This is a genomic window from Mesorhizobium sp. IMUNJ 23033, from assembly GCF_044778005.1.
Taxonomy (GTDB): domain Bacteria; phylum Pseudomonadota; class Alphaproteobacteria; order Rhizobiales; family Rhizobiaceae; genus Mesorhizobium; species Mesorhizobium amorphae_A.
In genome coordinates, this window is sequence record NZ_JBJACT010000022.1 from 48,698 (window position 1) to 67,835 (window position 19,138).

Annotated in this window: 18 protein-coding genes and 1 pseudogene; 8 read left to right on the forward strand and 11 right to left on the reverse strand. The window is 57.2% G+C overall.

Annotation, left to right across the window (positions count from 1 at the left end; translation table 11 throughout):
- Positions 1-42: 42 nt before the first annotated feature.
- Positions 43-1,008, reverse strand: a complete 966-nt coding sequence (locus ACFX5Q_RS22325; RefSeq protein WP_404281441.1) for an NrtR DNA-binding winged helix domain-containing protein — start codon at positions 1,006-1,008, stop codon at positions 43-45.
- Between the two features lie 145 nt (positions 1,009-1,153).
- Positions 1,154-2,800 (reverse strand): MFS transporter, encoded by a 1,647-nt coding sequence (locus tag ACFX5Q_RS22330; RefSeq protein ID WP_404281443.1) that lies wholly within the window; start codon positions 2,798-2,800, stop codon positions 1,154-1,156.
- Between the two features lie 346 nt (positions 2,801-3,146).
- On the opposite strand from ACFX5Q_RS22330, the gene ACFX5Q_RS22335 reads away from it, so the two are divergent.
- From ACFX5Q_RS22335 to queC, 3 genes are all read left to right on the forward strand, one after another.
- Complete coding sequence (locus ACFX5Q_RS22335) at positions 3,147-3,659, forward strand: DUF309 domain-containing protein (RefSeq protein WP_404281445.1); 513 nt, start codon at positions 3,147-3,149, stop codon at positions 3,657-3,659.
- 654 nt (positions 3,660-4,313) lie between these two features.
- A complete protein-coding gene (locus tag ACFX5Q_RS22340) occupies positions 4,314-4,526 on the forward strand; it encodes a cold-shock protein (protein ID WP_404281447.1) in 213 nt (70 codons plus the stop codon).
- Positions 4,527-5,448: 922 nt separating this feature from the next.
- Positions 5,449-6,183: a 7-cyano-7-deazaguanine synthase QueC gene (gene queC, locus ACFX5Q_RS22345; RefSeq protein WP_404281449.1), complete on the forward strand. Its 735-nt coding sequence runs from the start codon at positions 5,449-5,451 to the stop codon at positions 6,181-6,183.
- A 3-nt stretch (positions 6,184-6,186) separates the two neighbouring features.
- On the opposite strand, the gene ACFX5Q_RS22350 is transcribed toward queC, so the two are convergent.
- Positions 6,187-6,648: a MucR family transcriptional regulator gene (locus ACFX5Q_RS22350; RefSeq protein WP_404281451.1), complete on the reverse strand. Its 462-nt coding sequence runs from the start codon at positions 6,646-6,648 to the stop codon at positions 6,187-6,189.
- 304 nt (positions 6,649-6,952) lie between these two features.
- Here ACFX5Q_RS22350 and ACFX5Q_RS22355 point away from each other — a divergent pair, with 304 nt between their 5' ends.
- The 3 genes from ACFX5Q_RS22355 (at position 6,953) to ACFX5Q_RS22365 (ending at position 10,273) form a co-directional block, all read left to right on the forward strand.
- Positions 6,953-8,911, forward strand: a complete 1,959-nt coding sequence (locus ACFX5Q_RS22355) for a putative bifunctional diguanylate cyclase/phosphodiesterase (RefSeq protein ID WP_404281616.1) — start codon at positions 6,953-6,955, stop codon at positions 8,909-8,911.
- 377 nt (positions 8,912-9,288) lie between these two features.
- Positions 9,289-9,756, forward strand: coding sequence for a hypothetical protein (locus tag ACFX5Q_RS22360; RefSeq protein ID WP_404281453.1), 468 nt, complete (start codon positions 9,289-9,291; stop codon positions 9,754-9,756).
- Between the two features lie 7 nt (positions 9,757-9,763).
- Entirely contained in the window at positions 9,764-10,273 is a 510-nt protein-coding gene (locus ACFX5Q_RS22365; protein WP_404281455.1) for a thermonuclease family protein, read from the forward strand.
- 554 nt (positions 10,274-10,827) lie between these two features.
- On the opposite strand, the gene ACFX5Q_RS22370 is transcribed toward ACFX5Q_RS22365, so the two are convergent.
- Positions 10,828-11,493 carry a hypothetical protein gene (locus ACFX5Q_RS22370; RefSeq protein WP_404281457.1) on the reverse strand — a complete coding sequence of 222 codons (666 nt, stop codon included), beginning with the start codon at positions 11,491-11,493 and terminating at the stop codon, positions 10,828-10,830.
- 396 nt (positions 11,494-11,889) lie between these two features.
- Between ACFX5Q_RS22370 and ACFX5Q_RS22375 the strand changes: the two genes are divergently transcribed.
- Together ACFX5Q_RS22375 and ACFX5Q_RS22380 are read left to right on the forward strand one after the other, a co-directional pair.
- A complete protein-coding gene (locus ACFX5Q_RS22375; protein WP_404281459.1) occupies positions 11,890-13,269 on the forward strand; it encodes an AAA family ATPase in 1,380 nt (459 codons plus the stop codon).
- Positions 13,266-14,036: a hypothetical protein gene (locus ACFX5Q_RS22380; protein WP_404281461.1), complete on the forward strand. Its 771-nt coding sequence runs from the start codon at positions 13,266-13,268 to the stop codon at positions 14,034-14,036. The genes ACFX5Q_RS22375 and ACFX5Q_RS22380 overlap by 4 nt, the downstream gene beginning before the upstream one ends.
- On the opposite strand, the gene ACFX5Q_RS22385 is transcribed toward ACFX5Q_RS22380, so the two are convergent.
- From ACFX5Q_RS22385 to ACFX5Q_RS22415, 7 genes and pseudogenes are all read right to left on the reverse strand, one after another.
- Positions 14,004-14,918 carry an aKG-HExxH-type peptide beta-hydroxylase gene (locus ACFX5Q_RS22385; protein WP_404281463.1) on the reverse strand — a complete coding sequence of 305 codons (915 nt, stop codon included), beginning with the start codon at positions 14,916-14,918 and terminating at the stop codon, positions 14,004-14,006. The two genes, ACFX5Q_RS22380 and ACFX5Q_RS22385, sit on opposite strands and share 33 nt — an antisense overlap.
- Entirely contained in the window at positions 14,860-15,459 is a 600-nt protein-coding gene (yhhC, locus tag ACFX5Q_RS22390) for a cyclophane-containing peptide 2OG-Fe(II) oxygenase YhhC (protein ID WP_404281465.1), read from the reverse strand. The genes ACFX5Q_RS22385 and yhhC overlap by 59 nt, the downstream gene beginning before the upstream one ends.
- Before the next feature lie 21 nt (positions 15,460-15,480).
- On the reverse strand, positions 15,481-15,660 hold the full coding sequence (yhhA, locus tag ACFX5Q_RS22395) for a YhhA family cyclophane-containing RiPP (protein ID WP_404281467.1): 180 nt from the start codon (positions 15,658-15,660) through the stop codon (positions 15,481-15,483).
- Between the two features lie 14 nt (positions 15,661-15,674).
- The gene (yhhB, locus tag ACFX5Q_RS22400) at positions 15,675-16,781 is read right to left on the reverse strand and encodes a cyclophane-forming radical SAM/SPASM peptide maturase YhhB (protein WP_404281468.1); all 1,107 of its coding nucleotides are present in this window, start codon (positions 16,779-16,781) and stop codon (positions 15,675-15,677) included.
- A gap of 38 nt (positions 16,782-16,819) precedes the next feature.
- Entirely contained in the window at positions 16,820-16,972 is a 153-nt protein-coding gene (yhhA, locus tag ACFX5Q_RS22405) for a YhhA family cyclophane-containing RiPP (protein ID WP_404281470.1), read from the reverse strand.
- Between the two features lie 452 nt (positions 16,973-17,424).
- Positions 17,425-18,081 (reverse strand): hypothetical protein, encoded by a 657-nt coding sequence (locus ACFX5Q_RS22410; RefSeq protein ID WP_404281472.1) that lies wholly within the window; start codon positions 18,079-18,081, stop codon positions 17,425-17,427.
- Between the two features lie 25 nt (positions 18,082-18,106).
- Positions 18,107-18,961, reverse strand: a pseudogene (locus tag ACFX5Q_RS22415) (transposase); the annotation flags it as partial.
- Positions 18,962-19,138 lie beyond the last annotated feature (177 nt).

Here is a 19,138-nt window from a genome sequence, read left to right on the forward strand (position 1 = left end):
TTGATTATAATGAGCTTTATAATCGTTGTGACTATAAGGATGTCAAGCCCGCGTGAGCGGCAATTTTGTCCCGGCTACAGACCGCTCGTCGACAACGGCGTGGCGGAAGCGATAAAGCTGCGCTGGCCTTCCGCCGGTTTCGGCGGTCGTCTCCCCGGTCTTCTCAACCAGCTCCTGTTGCTCGATGAGACGGCGGAAGTTCGGTTTGTTGATGAGCCTGCCGGAAAGCGCCTCCACGGTTCGCTGAAGCTGCAAGAGCGTGAAGAGCGGCTGCATCAGTTCGAACACGACTGGCCGGTATTTGATCTTGGAGCGCAGCCGCGTCATAGCCGTTGCCAGGATGCGGCGGTGATCGGCGATCATGGATCTGCTCGGCACCGGAGCGGGTGTGGTTGAATGTCCGCCGCGTGCCGCTTCCTCCACCAGCTCCGCCTCGTAGAGAAGCTCATAGCGCTGAAGCGCAAGTTCTTCGTTCCAAGATCGATCATCGAAGCCGAAGGCGATCGCCGCCCGCCGCCGGCGATCGAGCCGGGCGGCGGCGTCGTCAGCGCCATCCGCCCATTCCCTCAGGCGCGGCCGCAGATGTTCCAGCACTACCGTCGGCGTGCCGGAGCGATGATCCTCCCACGGAAAATACTCGTACCAGCTTGCCCAGGAGCGCCTGGCCGAGGCGCGTGCCTCTTCGTCCCGTGTGAGCGCAAGGTAGCTGATTGAGATTACGCGCTCCTCGGCGCCAATCCGGTCGCGATCGGCGAAGGTGTAGAGCTGTTCGATGTAGCCGAGCGGCTGGCCGGTCTGTTGTTCGACCCATCCCCTGAGGCCCGACTGCAGCGAACGGTGAGCGAGTTCGAACGGACCTGACGGCAGCGCGTTTGCCTGCGGGATGGTCAGAACGCGAGGATCGCCGTTGTTCACGGCGACGACCACGGCGATCAGGTCCGCTTTGACGGCGTCGTTCGTCTTGCCTTCAGCTCGGCCTTTTCTGGTTGCCTTTGCCTGATGGGCCATGATCCCTGAACTGGTTCGCAGAACTCCTACGAAAGCAGCTGAACCGATTTAATTGGTTTTCTACGATAACCGTCGGCGCGTCAACATCTGCCACGCCACCTTGAGCGGTTAGCGATCGCTGGTGCCTGAGATTTGAAGTCAGGCTTCAGTGCCGGAGAAGGTGAAGCTCTGGCTTGCGGGCCGAGCTTGTTGGTCGCTCAATCGAAAGCGTCAATTGAGGCGCTTCCTCTCCCGCGTGTAGCTGGGAGATACGCTCGTCCAGTTCCTTGTCTACTTCCGTGAGACGATGGTTTAATCGAAGGTAGTCCGTCCAGGTCGGCGTGCGGAATGTCTCTGTCCATTGCATAGGCTTCTGAAGGTTGCGCTGGAGCGTCCAATTCCGAGCGCCGACGCGGCTATGTACGTGCCGGCGCTCCCGCATGAGGTCGAGAAAAGCCTCGAGGTTTTTCTCATGTATCAGATACTCGACCTTGACGACGATGGGCCCGCTTCTCGGCTTCAAATTGAGGGCGACAGCTGGGGCGTCGAATTCCTCCAATGGATCGGGCTCGGACTCGCGGCGCTCGCGAAGAGGAAATAGGACACCCGCTGCAGCGACGATCAGCAGAGCTCCGGCGGAGCCCTCCAGCGCCCAAGCCACGGAATAGTTCTGGGACACCGTGCCCCACACCCAACTGCCGGCCGCGATGCCACCGTCGATCAAGGCATAGTAGATTGAGATCGTGCGCCCCACGACCCAGCGCGGGCTCGCCAGTTGCACACTCACGCCAACCCCGGACCAGGCAGTGACCCACCCCGCGCCGCCCAAGGCGAGCGCAATAGCCGCCACTGCAATCGAAGAGGTCAGTGCAAGGGAAAGCGAGCAGGCCGCGCAGGCGATGCAGGAGAGCCTCATCAGCCGTTCCTGCGACAAGTTCCGTCTGAACAGGCTGTTGGAGAGGCCGGCGAAGACGGCGCCTGTGCCGAAGCCGGCCATGAGCGTGCCATAGGCAAGCGGCCCTCCGCCCAGCTGATCGCGGACAACCAGCGGCAGTAGCGCGAGAATGGCGATGCTCGCCAGGCCAAATAGGGTTCCGCGCACGATCGCCGTCTTGATTTCCGACGACATCGCCGTGAAGCGCAGCCCGTCATAGATCGCAGTCCTCATCGACTCGCGTGGAAGGGATGAAGAGCGAACCTTCCACTTGCAGCGCCATATAGTCCCCAATGGGACCAGATAGGTGAAGGTGGTCACGGTAAAAGCGGTCAAAAGCCCGAACGAGGCAACCACGATGCCGCCAAGTGCCGGGCCCACGGTCCGGACAGTGTTGAAGCCGACGGAGAGGAGCGTGACGGCAGCGGGAACATCGCGCCGCTCCACCATGTCGCCGACCGAGGCCTGCCAAGCGGGATCGTTGAGAGCGCCGCCGCACGCGATCAAGAAGCTGAAGCCGAGGATCATCCACGGACTGACAAAGCCCAGCGCCACAGACGCGGTCAGCATCGCAGAAGCGGTCACCATAAGGCAGCGGCCGGCGAACATGACCCTGCGACGGCTGAAATTGTCGGCGAGGGCACCGGCGAACACGGATAAAATAAACGCGGGCAGGTTCGACGAAGCCTGCACCAGCGCCACCATTAGATCGGACGTCGAGATCGTCGCCATCAGCCAGCTGATGGCGACAGTCTGCATCAGCCAGCCGAGACTGGAAACCTGCGTGGCGAGCCAGATCCAACGAAAGGTTGGGCTCCTGAGCGGCGCAAATGTCGTTGGCACAGCAAAATCTTCATCTGAGCTGGCCACCCTACTCATCTCTTGCAAGCCTTTGCTTTCGGTTATCGTCCGGTGTCTCTCATGTAATCGCGACTGGACCGTGGCGGCGGTGGGCGGAAACATCATGCCGATGGGAAATTTTTTTGACGCGTCGACGACCCGTTCGACGTCGAGCGAAACATCAACGGGTCTTGGCGCCGACGAAAGCCTGGACCACGCCAGCAGGAGAGCCGGCCCCCTCGCAGAGGCACTCAGGAGTGGAGCTGACCCAGCGGCCAGATTATCCCCGAGTTCTCTTCGCCGAGCCTATCCATCCGACTCCACGGGACATGAATTGCCAGCAACGTGCTTTCATGCTTGCTGGCTCTCTATGCCACGTCCTCGCTTGCTGCCCGAACAGAATTTCCCGAGCTACGCATACCTTCCTGGCAAACATCCGCATCCGGTGCGCCACCCCTTGGGTCACAGTTACCAAAGCGATCCGGTGGCCGTGGCCGTCGCCGAAGCACTCAGTTCCAATGTGTTTCGATGGGGAATCGACCTTTTCAACCACGGCTACTATTGGGAAGCTCATGAGGCTTGGGAGCCGCTTTGGCACGCCGCGAAACAAAGCACTCAGCATCGCCTGTTCTTCAAGGGATTGATCCTGTTGGCGGCGGCCGGGGTGAAAATCCGCGAGGGAAAGCGGGTCGCTGCCGCGCGCCATGCGGCAAGGGCCGCGGCGCTTCTTCGTCAGCTGGGAAATCTACCGAGCCGGGGATTTGAGGCCGCACTCGGAATGACACCCGCGGCGCTCGCGGTATACGCCGAAGCGGCCACAACTTCGCCGCCTGTTCTGCGGGAGCCGACGCTTAACCAGCCTGAGCCAGTCTTCGATTTCATTCTCGCACCAAAATAGGAAAGCTTCTGATGGGCAAAGCCCCTACAGTATCGCTCAAGCGTCTTCGTTATTTCGTCGTACGTGCTGCGGCCCCGTCATGAACAATTTGATAATGGGCAGCTTCGATCCTGGCTCGGGAGAAGGTTCCTGAGTTACTTTGAAATGATCCAGCAGAACGCGCCCCTTTATCGAGCGCGGCGCTGGCCGCATCGATTAACGTCCCTATACTTTCGAAAAGATGCAATTCCGAAACTCTCCTCAATTCGCGGCTCGCCGCCCTGTTTGATCTCGACAGAAGAGGTGACATTGCTATGGCGAATGAGACCAAACCGGCCAAAAGCAAATCTCCTTCCACTGTTCAAAGTCTCACCTTCGGGCAGGCTGTTCGGAAAGATCGATCTGGGCGGGAAAGCGTAAAACCGTCTGGTCGCAAATGCCGCCGGTTTTTGGGTGCATGTTAGAACGAGGCCAATAGGCAGCTCAACGAACCCACGTGCAATCTCTATCGCTTGGCGATTTCGAAGTCGGGCGCCTCCGCGGCGAATCCTTCAGAGCGATCGAACCGGGTCTTGCAATTTTCGTTTTTGCTGCGTCTAAATCCGACGTCTCGAGTGTGAAACCGGACTGGCCCAATGCCAGCCCACGTTGCAATTGTTACGAAGGAATATGCATATGGCGACTGGAACCGTGAAGTGGTTCAACAGCACCAAGGGATTTGGATTTATCCAGCCCGACAATGGCGGTCAGGATGTTTTCGTCCACATCTCCGCCGTCGAACGCGCGGGCCTCAGGACTCTTACCGACGGCCAGAAGATCAACTATGAGATCGAGCAGGACCGCCGCACTGGCAAGTCCTCGGCCGGCAGCCTCAGTAAAGCTGGTTGAACCGGAAGGCCGGGACAGCGGGTTGCTGCAGGCCTTCGCGAATTCCAATAGAATCAGGATGTTGGCAAGGGAAGGCGGGGTGGTCCCCCTTTCCATATCTCGTGCACCGGGCTGCGCGAGCCTCTCCGAGGCCAGCTCGTTAAACTTAGCACCACCTTCCGGGGCGCGCAGGCGCGCGTCCTTTCGAGCAGGTCCGGCGAACGGTCCAAATTTCCTCGATCATGCGTCGTCGTGGGTTCATCTCACCAATTGCGAGCTTCTGTCCGAGAGATGGATGCCAGACAGCAGGCGCCTTGCGAGACCCGCGCTGACGCCCAGCGGCTTCGTTCAATCCACTTGGTCAACATAGCCTAATCGCGTACCTGGAGCAGGACCAACGGAGGACACGGCATTGGGTCTGCCGCCGACCTTTCGGACCGTTTGCAAGGATTGAGAGCGGCGAAGCTTCCTAACGCTCACATTTGTTCGGTATTCCGGCGATGCATTCCTCGAGTCTCTCCAGGCGGAACTTCGCATTGCGAAGTTCATGTCCGATTTCGAAACGTCGATGGCGTCCCTGAGGTGTGGTCGCCATGAGGTCGCGCTCCATCTCGGCAATGCGCGCACGCACCTGCCGAACCTCGTCCTGTCGCAACGCCTTGATCCATCCACGTCCGCGCATCGGTCTTCCTGCAAGCACCCCAAAAGCCACGCGCTGTTGTGCCGCCCGAGCCCCTAACTTCCGGCAAGCCGAAACGCTCTAAATTTAACTGCCGCTGTTTTAGCAAACACGAGTTGGTTCTGGGGCTTCGGACGCGCTTGACGGCACGATCAGCGCGTCAAATCGCGTCCAGCCCCATTCACAAAACAGACTGCTTGGAGTACTCGGGCCGCAGAGAAATCTCCGGTCGCAGCCCACCCGGTCAAAACAAGGACTCTAACCATGAAGACTCTCGTCGTCTGCTCCGGCGGACTGGATTCCGTTTCGCTCGCACAAAAGGTGGCGGCGGAACACTCGCTTGCCGGCCTCCTGTCATTCGATTACGGGCAACGGCACAGGAAGGAACTGGACTTTGCCGCCCTCTGTGCGGAGCGACTGAACACCCGGCACCAGATCGTCGACATCCGCGCAATCGGCCACAGCCTTTCCGGTTCGGCGTTGACCGACGATCTGGAAGTGCCTGACGGGCATTATGCCGAAGACACCATGAAGGTCACGGTGGTACCAAACCGCAACGCCATCATGCTGGCAGTCGCCTTCGGTGTTGCCGCCGCACAAAACGCTGATGCCGTCGCCACGGCCGTGCACGGTGGAGACCACTTCATTTATCCCGATTGCCGTCCGGCCTTCATCGACGCCTTCCAGGTGATGCAAAACCAGGCGCTCGACGGCTATGCCAGAATTCGCCTTTACGCCCCATACGTGAACATCTCGAAGGCGGAGATCGTCGCGGACGGTGCACGGCACAACACGCCATTTGCTCAGACCTGGTCCTGCTACAAAGGCGGCGAACGTCACTGCGGGCGGTGTGGCACCTGCGTTGAGCGCCGGGAGGCGTTTCACCTGTCTGGGCACGCAGATCCGACCGACTACGCGGACCCCGACTTCTGGTTGGACGCAATACGGACCAGGAGCGCACCAGTGGCTGCGCGTTCAGGAACGAACCTCGATAGATGAAACCTAGGCCGCGACCTTCTTGCGGGTCCGCTTTGCCGGCGCCGGCGTTTCCGGCTCTTTCGGTTTGCGTCCGAGACCCATCGTCTTGGCCAATGCCGAGCGCGCCGCGGCGTAGTTCGGTGCGACCATGGGATAGTCCGCCGGCAGATGCCACTTGGCGCGATATTCATCCGGCGTCAGCCCATAGTGGGTCGACAGATGACGCTTTAGCGATTTGAATTTCTTCCCGTCCTCAAGGCAGATGATGTTGTCCGGTGTCACCGACTTCCTGATCGGGACAGCAGGTTTGAGAGCCTCCGGCTCTTCTGCGGAGACACGTCCGACCGTGCCTTGCAGTGCCGCGTGCACCTGGCCGATCAGGGCAGGGAGATCTGCCACCGGAACCGGATTGTTGGAGACATAGGCCGAGACGACATCGGTGGTGAGCTCGATGAGGGTGTCGATGTTTTTGTCGGCTTCTGTCATGAAACTCTCCAGGCGGCTTGAAACACAGTCGGCGAAGTGTTGCTTCATAGTGGCGGTTGTCGTTGAAAGCAACAAATGTCTCGGCAGGATTATTGCGATGCTCGTTCGCCGGCCAGGCTTGGGTCAGTCCCACCCAGCCGAGGAACAAACCTGAGCTGCATTGCCGAGTATCTCGGCGACGGCCGAGAGAGACAATCGAAACGCAAAGGATTTGCGGTTGAAATTTACTTTTTCCGAAGTATTCAGTGCTAGGGGACCGCCCAACACGCAGCTGGCTACTCTACCGCGGGGGAGTGAAAGAGTGATGCAGCGTCTGTCTGCCGCAAGGCTCGGTGACCTTCTGGCGGGAGACCTGCGTGTTTTTGGCGGGCCCTCGACGATCGAACCACTTGCCGGCCGCATCAGGGCGGAGCAGGTCAGTATCGTGCTTCGCAACACGCTTCTTGGCATGGTTGCGAATATACTCAATGCGGCCACTTTTGTCATGGCGGTCTGGGGCTCGCCCGACCAAACGAAAGCCATCCTCTGGGCGAGTGTCGTCATCGTCGCCGCTGGTTTCGTCGGCCTAAGAGCGAGATCTTCGTTTCAGTCGGTCAAACCAAGGTCGGTGTCTCGCCGCACTACGCAAAACCTGGTGCGCAACGCCTTCCTTTTCGGCACTTGGTGGGGCGCACTTCCCGTTCTGTTTTTTAGTGGGGCAACAAGCGCAGCGCAGGTCGTCATTACCTGCCTGAGCGCGGGGATGATCGCGGGCGGCGCCGCTTCCTTTTACACGATTCCCATTGCGGCCATCGCGTATACGCTACCGATCTTCGTCGGTTCGGCGGTCGCAATTGTGTGGGTACAAGACGCCGTCAATCTGCCCGTCGCAATCCTGATAGTGAGTTACGCCACTACGCTGTTTCGTGCAGTGCTTGCTCACGCGTCCGAATTTACCCAACGCTTCATTCTGCAAGCGGAAAGCGAAAATGCCATTCGCAGGGATGTTTTGACGAGTTTGCCAAACCGGTTCAGCTTCAACGAGCGGCTGGACAACGCGTTGGTGGACGCAAAGCAGTTTGACCAGCACTTTGCGCTGCTTTTGTTCGATCTCAGCAATTTTGACGAGGTGAATGATCACTTTGGCCGAGCCATGGCGGATGCCGTTTTGGTCGAAGTGGCTGCGCGACTTCGCAAATCGACACGGGAAAGCGATGGCATCGCCAGATTGGAGGGCGGCGAATTTGCAATAATCGCTGCGCGCGATATCAGGCCAGATCAAATCAGGTCCTTGGCCAAACAGATCATAGATGTCATGCGCGCGCCTTTCTTGATCGAAGGGCGAGAGATATATTGCAGGGCCTCCGTCGGTATCGCTTTGGCGCCCACTGACGGTTTGGATGCCAACCAGCTCCTGCGGTGCGTCGACACCGCGCTACACAGGGCTAGGATGGTGGGGGCGGGCTCCATCCAGTTCTTCAGCGCAAGCGACGATGAAGCTGCTGCAAGGCGCCAGGCCCTTGAACGCGATCTGGCATCTGCGCTCGCCAACGACCAGCTTTGGCTCGCATTTCAACCGTTTCTCGACCTCGGGAGCGATCGCATCCGAGGTTTTGAAGCGCTTCTGCGGTGGCAGCATCCGACACTTGGCGCGATCCCTCCGTCGGAGTTCATAGCTATCGCTGAAGAAACCGGATTGATTCACGCCATCGGGCATTGGGCTCTCAACACGGCTTGCCTGGCAGCGGTGCAATGGCCGCGCGACTTGCGGGTCTCCGTCAATCTGTCGGCTGTCCAGCTTAAGAACAAGGCGTTATTGGATGGAATAGTAATGGTCTTGTCGGAGACCGGTTTAGAGCCAAAGCGACTTGAGGTCGAAATCACGGAATCGGTGCTGATTTCCGATTTTGAAGACGCCATTTCATTACTACAATCGTTGAGTTTTCTGTCCGTCACAGTTGCCCTTGACGATTTTGGCACCGGCTTTTCATCCCTCACCTATCTTCGTAAATTGCCTCTTTCGCGGCTCAAGATCGACCGGTCTTTTGTCCAGGATATGCTAACCGACGCGGACTGCGCCGCGATTGTAAGATCATTGGTTCAGCTGGCGCATGAGCTTCGAATTGAGGTAACGGCCGAAGGCGTGGAAACTCCCGAACAGCTCGACTATCTGCGCCGCTTCGGATGCGATGAAGCTCAAGGCTATTTGATCGGGAAACCTGTCCGGATAGATGACATTCCTGGCATTACCGCGAAGCCGCTTGATCAGGAGCTAAGTACTTGAAAAGCAGGACCGGCGCTTTGGCGGCGATGGTCGGTTTTTTCGATTCCGTCGCAAACTTTCCGTCAAGATCACCTGGGGCATGAAGGCCCCTCCATTTGAGGGGGGGCATGTTCAAAGGCCGCCATTTCGATCGGTCGGTCATCCTGAATGCTGCCCGCGGGGGACCCGCCGAAGGCGAAGGATTCGCCGGTTGATCCCGGCCCTATCGCATCAGTTGTGAACTCGTCGGGCTGAGGCTGCAGGGCCTCGCCCGGCGAGTTGCATTTCGACTGGGCTCGCTGCGCTGGCCTGACCCGCGCGGCCAGGTAGACGAAGTTAAACAAAATTCTGGACACGCACCGTGAATTACCCCCAGTATTCAACGGGGGGACAGTTCAATGAAGATGATAGCATTTCTTGCGGGCGCGGCCGTGTTCATCGGCGGGTGCTCAACAAACACGAACGTTTCGGATAGCGATTTAAAAGCGCAGAACACAACAGCGCTTTGCCACGCGTTGGCCGGCAGCACGGACGAACAATATCGAAGTCGAGTTGCAGCCCTCCTGATTCGGCGTGGTGCAACGGCTGAGAAATGCGTTCGATTGATACAGACCGACAACGCTGTCGCGACTGGGATTGCGGTGGCGGGTGTAGCCGCTGCGGCGGGCGCGGCAGCAAAGAATGGCGGCGGGGGCTACTATGTTCCGCGACCGCAAGTTTATGGCGTTGCATGGGACCAGTTCTACGGCCCGAACTATGCTTTGATTTGGCGTTGCCGGGATATGGCGACCGGTCAGTTTGTCTACGATTACTACTGCGCTGCCATGCCCATGATCGACAGTACCTGGCCGGGCTGGTCGGCATAAGTCGACAATGGATAGATCACGACACGACAATCGATCTGATCAATGGCGCAAACGCACCGGCGCAAAGCGCTCGCGCGCACTGCGGTGGGCGAGCGTGCCGCGGCGCTTGATCTTCGTGACGTTCGCGGCAGCCGGCGCGCTGGCCGCGCAGATCGCCATGCAGCACAGCGACCGCTTGCCCGAGCTCAACGCATCGAACTGGTTCGGGCCGAAGCCGGAACCGATCTCGGGTGTCGCCTCCGTTATCGACGGCGACACGATAGAAGTTCGCGGCCAGCGGATTCGCTTCAACGGCATCGACGCGCCGGAGAGCAAGCAATACTGCGACGACGCCAAGGGCTTCGAATATCCCTGCGTCTTTCGATTCCACGCCTATAGTACTGAAAATATTGAGCTTTTCGCGCTGTTTGTTACACAGTTTGTTCTGCTACAACGACGATTTACAATCGCTCTAAGCTCTCGGCTTCTGAGCTCGCCCGCCCAAACCATCCGATCTGTGGAAACCGACGGCTTGTAGGACACTCCCGCGTGTGTACGTTGGGGCTTGGGTCAGAAGGTGACCCAATGCAGACACGTGGGCAGGCGAGGGGTTGCTTCGGATGCGAAACATCCGCCGAGGACCGCCTCTGACCAATAACGGTTCAATGGGAACGGATGGCCGCTTCGCGCCGCGTTTCTGCCGTAGAGGTCAGCTTCACAAGTTCCCGAAAGCCGACATTCCGACGGTTCCGCTGGGGATTACGGCTGCGCCAGTTGCAGGCTTTCCGATCGGTGCCAGTTCCCGACATTCAAAAAGACGCCAAAAGCAGCTATCGATTTACCGGTGCTTGAACCGCACGACCTGGATTATCGCAACACTATGCACAACTCACTGTGATGTGTGCTCCTGTCCTCAAGGCGACCCAGGTTATACCCGGCTGTGCTTCGGTCTTTGCAGGACCGGTTTGCGAAGCATCGACGGCGGGATGCCACCGAAGCTCCAATGGGGTCTGACGGTGCCGGGGTCGATCCTCCAAGCTTCGTCGATGCACCGTAGCTTGGCGTTCATAGAAGCAAAGCCACAGTAGCCTGTTAATCTAGCTTCAGACGCTCCCATTCGGCGATTATTGAAATGTAATTTTCTCGGAACACGGTCCCCTCATCTCCCCGCAATGGAGTTGTTTGCGGCGAGAAGAACGTCCGACGAAGAATGTCGATAATGCGCATGTCATTTGGATCAGATTCGGTCAAAGCTTGCTGCATCGCCCATAAGCCTAACCTGCCGCCTTCTTCAGAGAGTGCGGGCTCCTCGCTGAAGTAAGGATACACGACCCGTGTGTACTCACCTCTGACGCGGGCATGCAGGGCATCACGTATACGAACGATACCCCCTATATCTCCAAATTGTAGGTTTCCGTGCACGCTCTTCGGCACTATTTGGACAGGTTCGTTTGACCAACGTAGCTTCGCGCTAAGCAAGTCGATTACTCCGTCTTTCAGGAGTGGGTATAGTCGCGTAAAATTCTTGTTTGATTGTATGCGGCCATCGGTCATCTCCGAAAGATCCGCGTCCCCGGCAATGTGCTTTTTTACATCGGACCAGAACGGTAGGTAGAAGTCGCCACCTCGGCTTCTGTTGCCACCTTTTTCTTTTCTACGGTCAAGCCGAATGTCGTCCTTCAAAATTGAGCGCTGCAGCGACTGCGGCGCATAGAACAATTGCAGAATTTTTCGGAGCGGGATGTCTAGAACTGACATGCATACCTCGACGGACTAAAAAAGTGAAAATGACTTTCACATAAGAATCATGTCAAACTAAAATTATTATTATTGTTTATCCAGTGATTCATCAACTGAAGAATGGCCGTCGCTCGTTTCTATCGGGCGGCCCAAACCAGAGCTGCCTAACGTCGATTTCGGCCACCTTCCGGTCATGCAGCTTCGCGCCCAATCTCGGTCGAAGAGCTCAATTGTGCTCGAAAGCGGACTCTCTCCGTCGACCTCGCTGCAGGTCGTGGTTGTCCTATCTGTGGATATGTGGCAGATCGGGGTATTGAAATCGCTCCGCCAGCCACGTGACGATGGTTCGTTCGTCTCGTATAGAGGGACTGCATTGTCCTCCAATCCCTCTGCAAGACCTGTAGGCTGCCGCAAATGAAACCGAATAGTAAAGCCATCTACTTCACGATGCTGGAGTTGGAGAACATCCGCTCGTTTGCCGGCCTGCAAAGACTGGACCTGCGTGATCCCCAAGGTCGTCCTGCGCAATGGACTTTGATCCTTGGCGACAACGGCGTCGGTAAAACAACCATTCTTCAGTGTCTGACGCGCATGCGGCCGCGATACAATGACGTGTCGGGTCAACCTTCAGAGCAAATGCCACGGGCTATTGAACCCGAGCTTGCCCAGGAGGAGGACAACGCGGTGCTAAAGGCATTGGCGCGTTCAGGGACAGACGCCAATGCCTCGCTGAGGGTGGAGCTTGAAACCGGTACGCGTTTCGACAGCCCCGCCAAGACGAGACATCGATTGGTTTCGACGCGGATGACAATCCGTCGGAAAAAAGGACGCATTGTAGACGTCGACGCTGGCGGGGATTTCAAGGGGGCAAGCGTTGAACCCCTTGTGCTCGCCTACGGGGCAGGTCGTCACCGAGGCGTTGGAAATCTCGAAAGGCTGACAGAGGTCGACTCAACTGCGTCCTTGTTCGACGCTTCAGCTGAACTGTTTGATACCGAGGAGACGCTCTATCGGCTCGATTATATTCAATTGAAGGAGAAAGGACCGCGCAAAAAGATAGCGAGCCAAAAACTTAAGGGCCTGAAGGCGCTTCTTGCGGAGATACTGCCGGCCATCGAGAGGCCTGAGGACATCGACATTCGCGGTCCCCGGCTGCCTGGCACGAAGGACGACAACGGCGGAGTGTGGGTCAAGACCCCGTTCGGCACAGTCCCCATGGCGGATCTCAGCCTTGGCTACCAAACTGTTATGGCGTGGACGTCAGATATCGCGTGGCGGCTCCTCAATCACTATCCTGCGAGCGCGAACCCCCTGCTGGAACCAGCAATCGTTATCGTCGACGAAATCGATCTCCATCTTCATCCGCAATGGCAACGAACCATCCGGGAACACCTGACCAAGCATTTTCCAGCGGTACAGTTCATAGCGACCGCGCACAGCCCGCTAATGGCCCAGGACGCTCTGGACACCAACCTGGCAGTCATTCGCGATATTGACGGCCAGGCGACCATTGTAAGTGATCCGGCCGTGGTCAAAACGTGGAGGCTGGATCAAATCATCACCAGCGAGCTCTTCGGGCTTAGTTCGGCAAGGCCGCCCGACGTCGAACGGGCGATGAGCCGAAGAGTGGAACTGTCTCAAAACAAGGAGTTGTCGGCGAGCGAGAAAAGCGAACTGAGAGCTCTCGACAGATTTGTGCACGGACTGCCGACCACAGACTCCGACGATCAGAAAGCAATGGACATCATCCGCCAGGCCGCGGCCAGGCTGCTTTCCCAGCGAACCGCATCATGATCCTCATAACGAAACCTGCAGCCCCTGCCAAATTGGGGGAGGGCGCGGCGCTTGTCACCGGCTACAATGCCGATCTTCTGGCAAGGCAGGCTGAATATGAAGACGGCTCGGTTGGTTTCGACATAAAAAAAGAAATCTATGGGCATAAGGCCGTGAAAAATGTCTTGAGAACTGCTCAACGGAAAAAGTGCTGCTTTTGTGAAGGAATATTCGAGGCGAACGCTGCGGCGGATGTCGAGCACTATCGTCCCAAGCAGTATAGCCAGCAAGCGTTCAAGAGACCAAAGATCTATCCTGGCTACTATTGGTTGGCGTATAGCTGGGACAATCTCTTCTATTGCTGCCAGGTCTGCAATCGCAGCCACAAGAAAAACGTCTTTCCTCTCCGCAATCCGAGTGCGCAGGCTCGTAACCATCTGCAAGACGTTGCGGTCGAGGATCCGCTTCTTCTCAATCCGTCGGGACCGAAAAACCCACGCGACCACATTAAATTCAGGCAAGATGTTGCTGTCGGCGTCACAGAGTACGGCGACATGACGATTAATGTTGTCGGTCTCAACCGAAGCGACCTGTCTGAGGAACGTCTCGCGGCTATCCAGCGACTACTTCTACTTCAAGATGTAGTCGACACGCTCGATGGATCGGAAGCCGAAGGCGATCAAAGACTTGTCATCAAGGCCCAGGAAGCCCTGGCTCGAGCCAAAGGACCTGAAGCTGAATATAGTGCGATGGCGTCAGATCTGATTGATGGAACTGGCGTTCCCTAATCCTTGGTCGCCAACCAGCCATCGGACGAAATGACCACCCTGTTCCGTCAATGCAGACGATGATCCAAGGTCGGAGACCATTGCAATTTCTTCCGCGATTTCGCTTCGCCGCTTCGCAACATACCTACCTTGGCCGAAGTCCCGTTCGCTTCCAGCGACGGCGCTCAGCCATTCATCGATGACCCGAAAGACGTAGAGCCCGTGCATCAAACCTCGAACGGGACGATACTTTTGTTGCCAGGGAGAGAAGCCCTTGGCCTCCGCGTCTTGAATGAGCGGCACCGCGTGCTCGATAAGCGTCAACTGTAAATGCATTGCTTCATGCAAAACTGATTCGGCCAAGCGCAATCCAGCGTTGTTTTCAGAAGTCGGTAGCGAGACGAAGATCGAAAACGGCACCTCCGGATCGGAATGACTGACGTCGTACCCCACGCCGGGGCTGACGAGAAAATGAACCGATCGGACCAGGAGCGCCATCGTTTCAAGGAGGTCTGGCTGTCGATCAAGCCAGGCAAGGGCTTCTGTGAACAGCGAACACTCGTCGACGGTTGGGCTATCCGATCGAAAGCTGAGGTCCAAGGCTTCATACCGGGAACGAACGTTTGTCGGCAGAGCCTCGACCAAGGCATATTCGGCGCCGATCGCAAACCCATGCATCACCAATCGCTCAGCCACCGGGTCGGCTGTCAGCCATCGGGTCGTGCCATATGAAAAGGCGTCGAGAGGGCGACCCTCCCCGCGCCAGAAATCACTCACAAGGTCGCTCGCCAAACTCGGCAGAAATGCAGGGGCGCCTTTTAGCCAAGCCTTGCTTAGAAACAAATCAGTGTGCCGAGCGATCTGCATAGAAGGAATAGACCAGCGTGTATCGTTCTCCGCCATGCATGCGTGAAACCGCATGATGCGAATCTTGGCTGATTTCAAAGCCCACGGCTGAACCGCTCAACGGGCGCAGAACCTTGTGAATGTCGCTCGCGTCAAAGCTGTTGAACAGCATGAAGAAGCCGCCATCCTCAATATTAAGGCCCTGATTGAGTTGAACCGTGAGACGATGCGTTTCCTGGCCTTCAAGATAGTCGTTATGGATGCCTATGCGCTGCCCAGCCAACAGCTTGTGGGCGACCAAGTCGGTCTTGTCAGTCAGTCTGCACCCCAATGTCGTTTCGATAAGCTCCCGCAAATGCGCTAGACACCCATGTGATACTAGCCATGCTAGAGACGCCGGCATGTCAGCCTCAAAGAGGTTGAACTCATACTGCTCATAGAAATCGGTCTCCACCAGACGCCAGGGCGCCCCGTCTTCCAACCAGGCCAGAAGTTCATTTTCAAGAGATGGCGGAACAAACTGCTCAGCCAAAAAATAGGGGAAAGGTTTCTTCGTCTTTTCAACTACGCGCAGTGTGATCGGAATCAAGTCGGGCATGGACTATACTTGCGATGATTTCTAGCGATTGTGTCGGTGATAGGTGCGATCGTACGCGGTTCTGCCCTGCGGCGACTCGTCGTTGCGGACCTCTTCAATGAGGCGCATCAGCGCAGCGCTGCCGAAGGCCTTTATGGAAATCTCCCTTTTCGTCTCGGTTATCGCAATTATAGAGACATCAGCGACTTCATTTTGGGGCATTCGATCGCTCCTTGTCACGCGGCATCGCCGTCGGCGAGCCGGATTGCGTTTCGCATGTTGGCGATCAGAAGACGCTGATCGGCACAAAAAACCGTTGGGTTGTCGAAACCGCGCCTTGAACTCCACCGATGTGCCACCATACCCCCGCCACATATCGCCAGGTCAGGACACATCTTGCAGACGCTCGAAGTCGGGCGTTGTTGTCGCCAGTATTCCTCGAAGGAAGCGCTTGCCAGAACGGTCGACAGTTCGTCGTGTAGGATCGACCAAGGTCGCTCAAACTGGTCGGCCGATGCATGCGCGACCTTGAGTGTGTCATTTTTTGTTATGCGGCCATCCGGTTCGACAACCAGGATACCGTAGTCCGTTTCCCCTACGCCTTCCTTGTAGGATATTCCGCCAAGCAGCAGGCGCAGCATATCGTCAAGGATGCGGACACGAGGCGGAGCAGGATCCGCAAGGTACACCGCCATCAGACCGGAAAGCCACGCGCCATATTCTGTCGAATCGGCAGAGGCCTTGCCAAACGGCAACGAGTCCCAATTGCCATCCCGAACCAGGAAGTCGAGGCTTGGTGCCCCGGTTTCTTTCAGGGAGGAATAGACGTCTGACGGGCTGCTCGCCGGATCGACGACCGCAAGCACGCCGGCGAAAAGTGGCCATGCATCGTCGCGACGCTGCAACTTTTCGATTCCGGCAATAACGCGAGCATGGGTGGCTTGTTGCTGATGATCCTTGCGGAAGCGATCGTGAACCGTAGCGGGACCATCGATGCTGATTGAGACGCCAACACCGAACTCAACCAGAACGTCGATGATGGGGTCGCTCAGCAGGATGCCATTGGTTTGTACATGAATTCCGCAAGAGGGGGGCAGGGAACTCTTAAGACACCTGCAAAGGTCCGACAGTCGCTTCACACCAAGCATCAGCGGCTCGCCACCATGCAACACGATGTTAAAAGGGACTCCTTGGCGTTGGAACTGAGTCTGAAGGGCTGCAGCCACGCTTTCGACAACGGCCGGTAACATCAGCTTTGGTTGCTCGCGCCAACCCTCGTCGCCCATATGGTAGACATAGCAATAAGAGCAATCGATGTTGCAACGACTTGCGACTTTCACCAAGATCGTATCGAGACGCCTGCCGTCGGAGCCGGCCTGCCTCACCGATTATGCCGATTGTGCGTGCGATTGTAGTGAGCAGCACAAAGGATCTTGTCGTCCGCCGCGACTTCTTCCATCAGGCGCTTGAGCGCTGCGCTGTTGACTTCGAGTTCGATAGGGGCGGACTTCGCTTCGAGTTGCTTCGTTTCCATCAGAATCTCCATCTGAGCCTATCTACTACGATAGCATGACATCGATCGCAGCGCGATAGGTAATTCGTCAAATCCACAGAACGGCATAGGCTAATACTAACCAGAATTTTTTTGGTGACATACAGCAACTTAAAAAGTAAGGACAGAGTCTTATGAAAAAGGATAGAAATAGAAATAAGACATAGTTGGCCAATCAAAGTCTAGACTGACGATGTTACAAGCGTGCACTAATATGCAACCTTCGGAGGATACCTCAGTATTAGATAGAAAACTTGTGAATGTGTTGCTGGCAACGCCAGAACATGGGCGGTTACAGGGTCACGGGTGAGGGTCCGTTGACCATGAGGTTCTTCAAGAGAGGCGCCAGGGTGGGCAAAGGACATCCGAAGATTATCCGCCTTGTTGGAAGCCAGGTGCTTTGCAACGCGACAACCCAATATCGAACGGCATTCTCACCCTCGATCCGAAAGCCGAATATAGGCCCGCCGCTCATGCCTTTGATGTCGGTGACCGATAGGCCCTCTGCTATTTCTGCAACAAAGCGCGGGTGGGTCGTTTGCGGGGTATCTGTAGGTGGGGTCTCGTGACGCACGACCCAAAACATTGTCGGGGAAAACCGCTCCATTTCCCGAGGCATCGACAGCCGGCGAGGTTAGCTCTTGAGGCAGCCCCAGCATCGCATAGCCATCAAAATGAACTCCATGCTGGTGGATCCACCGCTCCTCGTCGAGCGCAATCGTTCCATTTTTCGCCAGAAGATTGGTGTAGTACGGGCGTAAAGGTATGGCGCCGAAATCGAGACCCTGTTCTTCGTCATCGACGATATAAAAGTGCTCGTTCCTGACATCGAAGGGAACGGGTTTGTCGCTGGCGCGGTCTTTTGCGAAGGTGTCGGCTAGAACGACGTCGATGACCTCGATCCTGTCATCGTCGAGCTTTTCTTTGAGGTCAGCCAGCACATGACCGGCGGTCAGAAAGCAGATCTTCCCCGTGATGTTGATCAGCGTTCCATTATAGGCGGCAAAGGGCTGTGGCGCGACAATTCTGATGAGAAGCCGTATTGCCTCACCCTGGAATGCTCCCGAACGACCTTTCCGTTGCCTCACCATAATGTTCCCCTGGGCTGGGATTCCATCAATGCGCGATCAGCTCAATTGCCGGCTCCACGTGCATTGGGCCGAACACCATCGCGTGTGCCTTTTCCTTCCGCCAGATCTTCAAGCGGCGCTGCAGCGTGCGCAGAAGTGGATCAGGATATTGGCCCGGCTGCTCCGCCTGCAGACGCACCAGTAGTTCGCGGCTCGTCCGCCAGGGCTCTTCGTCGAACCACGCGCGCAACTGGCCTGTGACCTTCACGAGCGGATCCGGTCGGCGACGTCCCCGCTTTTGCCTCGGCTTGGCTCGTGCGGTTGGGCGGACTTCCCCCTCCTTCCAAGCCGTTCGCAGACCCGACAGGAATTGGTCCAGCGCCGGATCGCTCACCACCAGCGCAGGCGTGCAGGGTTCATCGGCAATGTCGACCAGGCGCTGCTGCGCCGATCGCATCTCCTGCAGCAGCTTTACCGGGTCCAGCCTCGCCTGTGTTTGCGTAAGCTTGGCACGAACCGGTTCAGGCGTGCGTGGATCTGCCAGCAGTCGCTGGCAAGGTGTTGCCGCAGGGTGATAGCGCTTGCGCACGCGGGCGCCGTCCCGTTCCTTTCCGGCCAGCTTGAAGGAGGGTTGGAAGAAGTTCACGAACAGCCGAACCGTCGAATAGAGCTGTGCAAGGGCAGCAGCGGCTTCGAGCCCCTCCAACCGGCGATATCCGACAATGCGTCGCACCACGGCGCCGTTCTTCTGTTCGACGAAGGCCTGGTCATTTTTGCGATAAGGACGGCAGCGGGTGAACTCGATGCCGGCATCCAGACAGTAGTCGCGTATCGTCTCGTTCAGGAACACGCTGTCATTGTCCGTGTCGAATCCGAGAAGCTGAAATGGCAGGAGCCGCCGGGAGCCTATCTGACAGTGCGTTTCGAAGGGGATGGGTGTGGCGCGAGGAACACAAAGGGTTCATGAACGAACGTCTGCTATTTCGCCCGCATTATCACAAGCAGACCATCAGCTCCCGGCCCCAATTGTGACATGACGCGATCGACCTGACATGGACGCTTCTGGCGACCACCTGCG

Excerpts from the sequence above, each read along its gene's own strand:
- ACFX5Q_RS22325 (WP_404281441.1), bottom strand. The coding sequence starts at position 1,008 with ATGGCCCATCAGGCAAAGGCAACCAGAAAAGGCCGAGCTGAAGGCAAG.
- ACFX5Q_RS22330 (WP_404281443.1), bottom strand. The coding sequence starts at position 2,800 with ATGAGTAGGGTGGCCAGCTCAGATGAAGATTTTGCTGTGCCAACGACA.
- ACFX5Q_RS22340 (WP_404281447.1), top strand. The coding sequence starts at position 4,314 with ATGGCGACTGGAACCGTGAAGTGGTTCAACAGCACCAAGGGATTTGGA.
- queC (WP_404281449.1), top strand. The coding sequence starts at position 5,449 with ATGAAGACTCTCGTCGTCTGCTCCGGCGGACTGGATTCCGTTTCGCTC.
- ACFX5Q_RS22350 (WP_404281451.1), bottom strand. The coding sequence starts at position 6,648 with ATGACAGAAGCCGACAAAAACATCGACACCCTCATCGAGCTCACCACC.
- ACFX5Q_RS22355 (WP_404281616.1), top strand. The coding sequence starts at position 6,953 with ATGCAGCGTCTGTCTGCCGCAAGGCTCGGTGACCTTCTGGCGGGAGAC.
- ACFX5Q_RS22360 (WP_404281453.1), top strand. The coding sequence starts at position 9,289 with ATGAAGATGATAGCATTTCTTGCGGGCGCGGCCGTGTTCATCGGCGGG.
- ACFX5Q_RS22365 (WP_404281455.1), top strand. The coding sequence starts at position 9,764 with ATGGATAGATCACGACACGACAATCGATCTGATCAATGGCGCAAACGC.
- ACFX5Q_RS22370 (WP_404281457.1), bottom strand. The coding sequence starts at position 11,493 with ATGTCAGTTCTAGACATCCCGCTCCGAAAAATTCTGCAATTGTTCTAT.
- ACFX5Q_RS22375 (WP_404281459.1), top strand. The coding sequence starts at position 11,890 with ATGAAACCGAATAGTAAAGCCATCTACTTCACGATGCTGGAGTTGGAG.
- ACFX5Q_RS22380 (WP_404281461.1), top strand. The coding sequence starts at position 13,266 with ATGATCCTCATAACGAAACCTGCAGCCCCTGCCAAATTGGGGGAGGGC.
- ACFX5Q_RS22385 (WP_404281463.1), bottom strand. The coding sequence starts at position 14,918 with ATGGCGGAGAACGATACACGCTGGTCTATTCCTTCTATGCAGATCGCT.
- yhhC (WP_404281465.1), bottom strand. The coding sequence starts at position 15,459 with ATGCCCGACTTGATTCCGATCACACTGCGCGTAGTTGAAAAGACGAAG.
- yhhA (WP_404281467.1), bottom strand. The coding sequence starts at position 15,660 with ATGCCCCAAAATGAAGTCGCTGATGTCTCTATAATTGCGATAACCGAG.
- yhhA (WP_404281470.1), bottom strand. The coding sequence starts at position 16,972 with ATGGAAACGAAGCAACTCGAAGCGAAGTCCGCCCCTATCGAACTCGAA.
- ACFX5Q_RS22410 (WP_404281472.1), bottom strand. The coding sequence starts at position 18,081 with ATGGTGAGGCAACGGAAAGGTCGTTCGGGAGCATTCCAGGGTGAGGCA.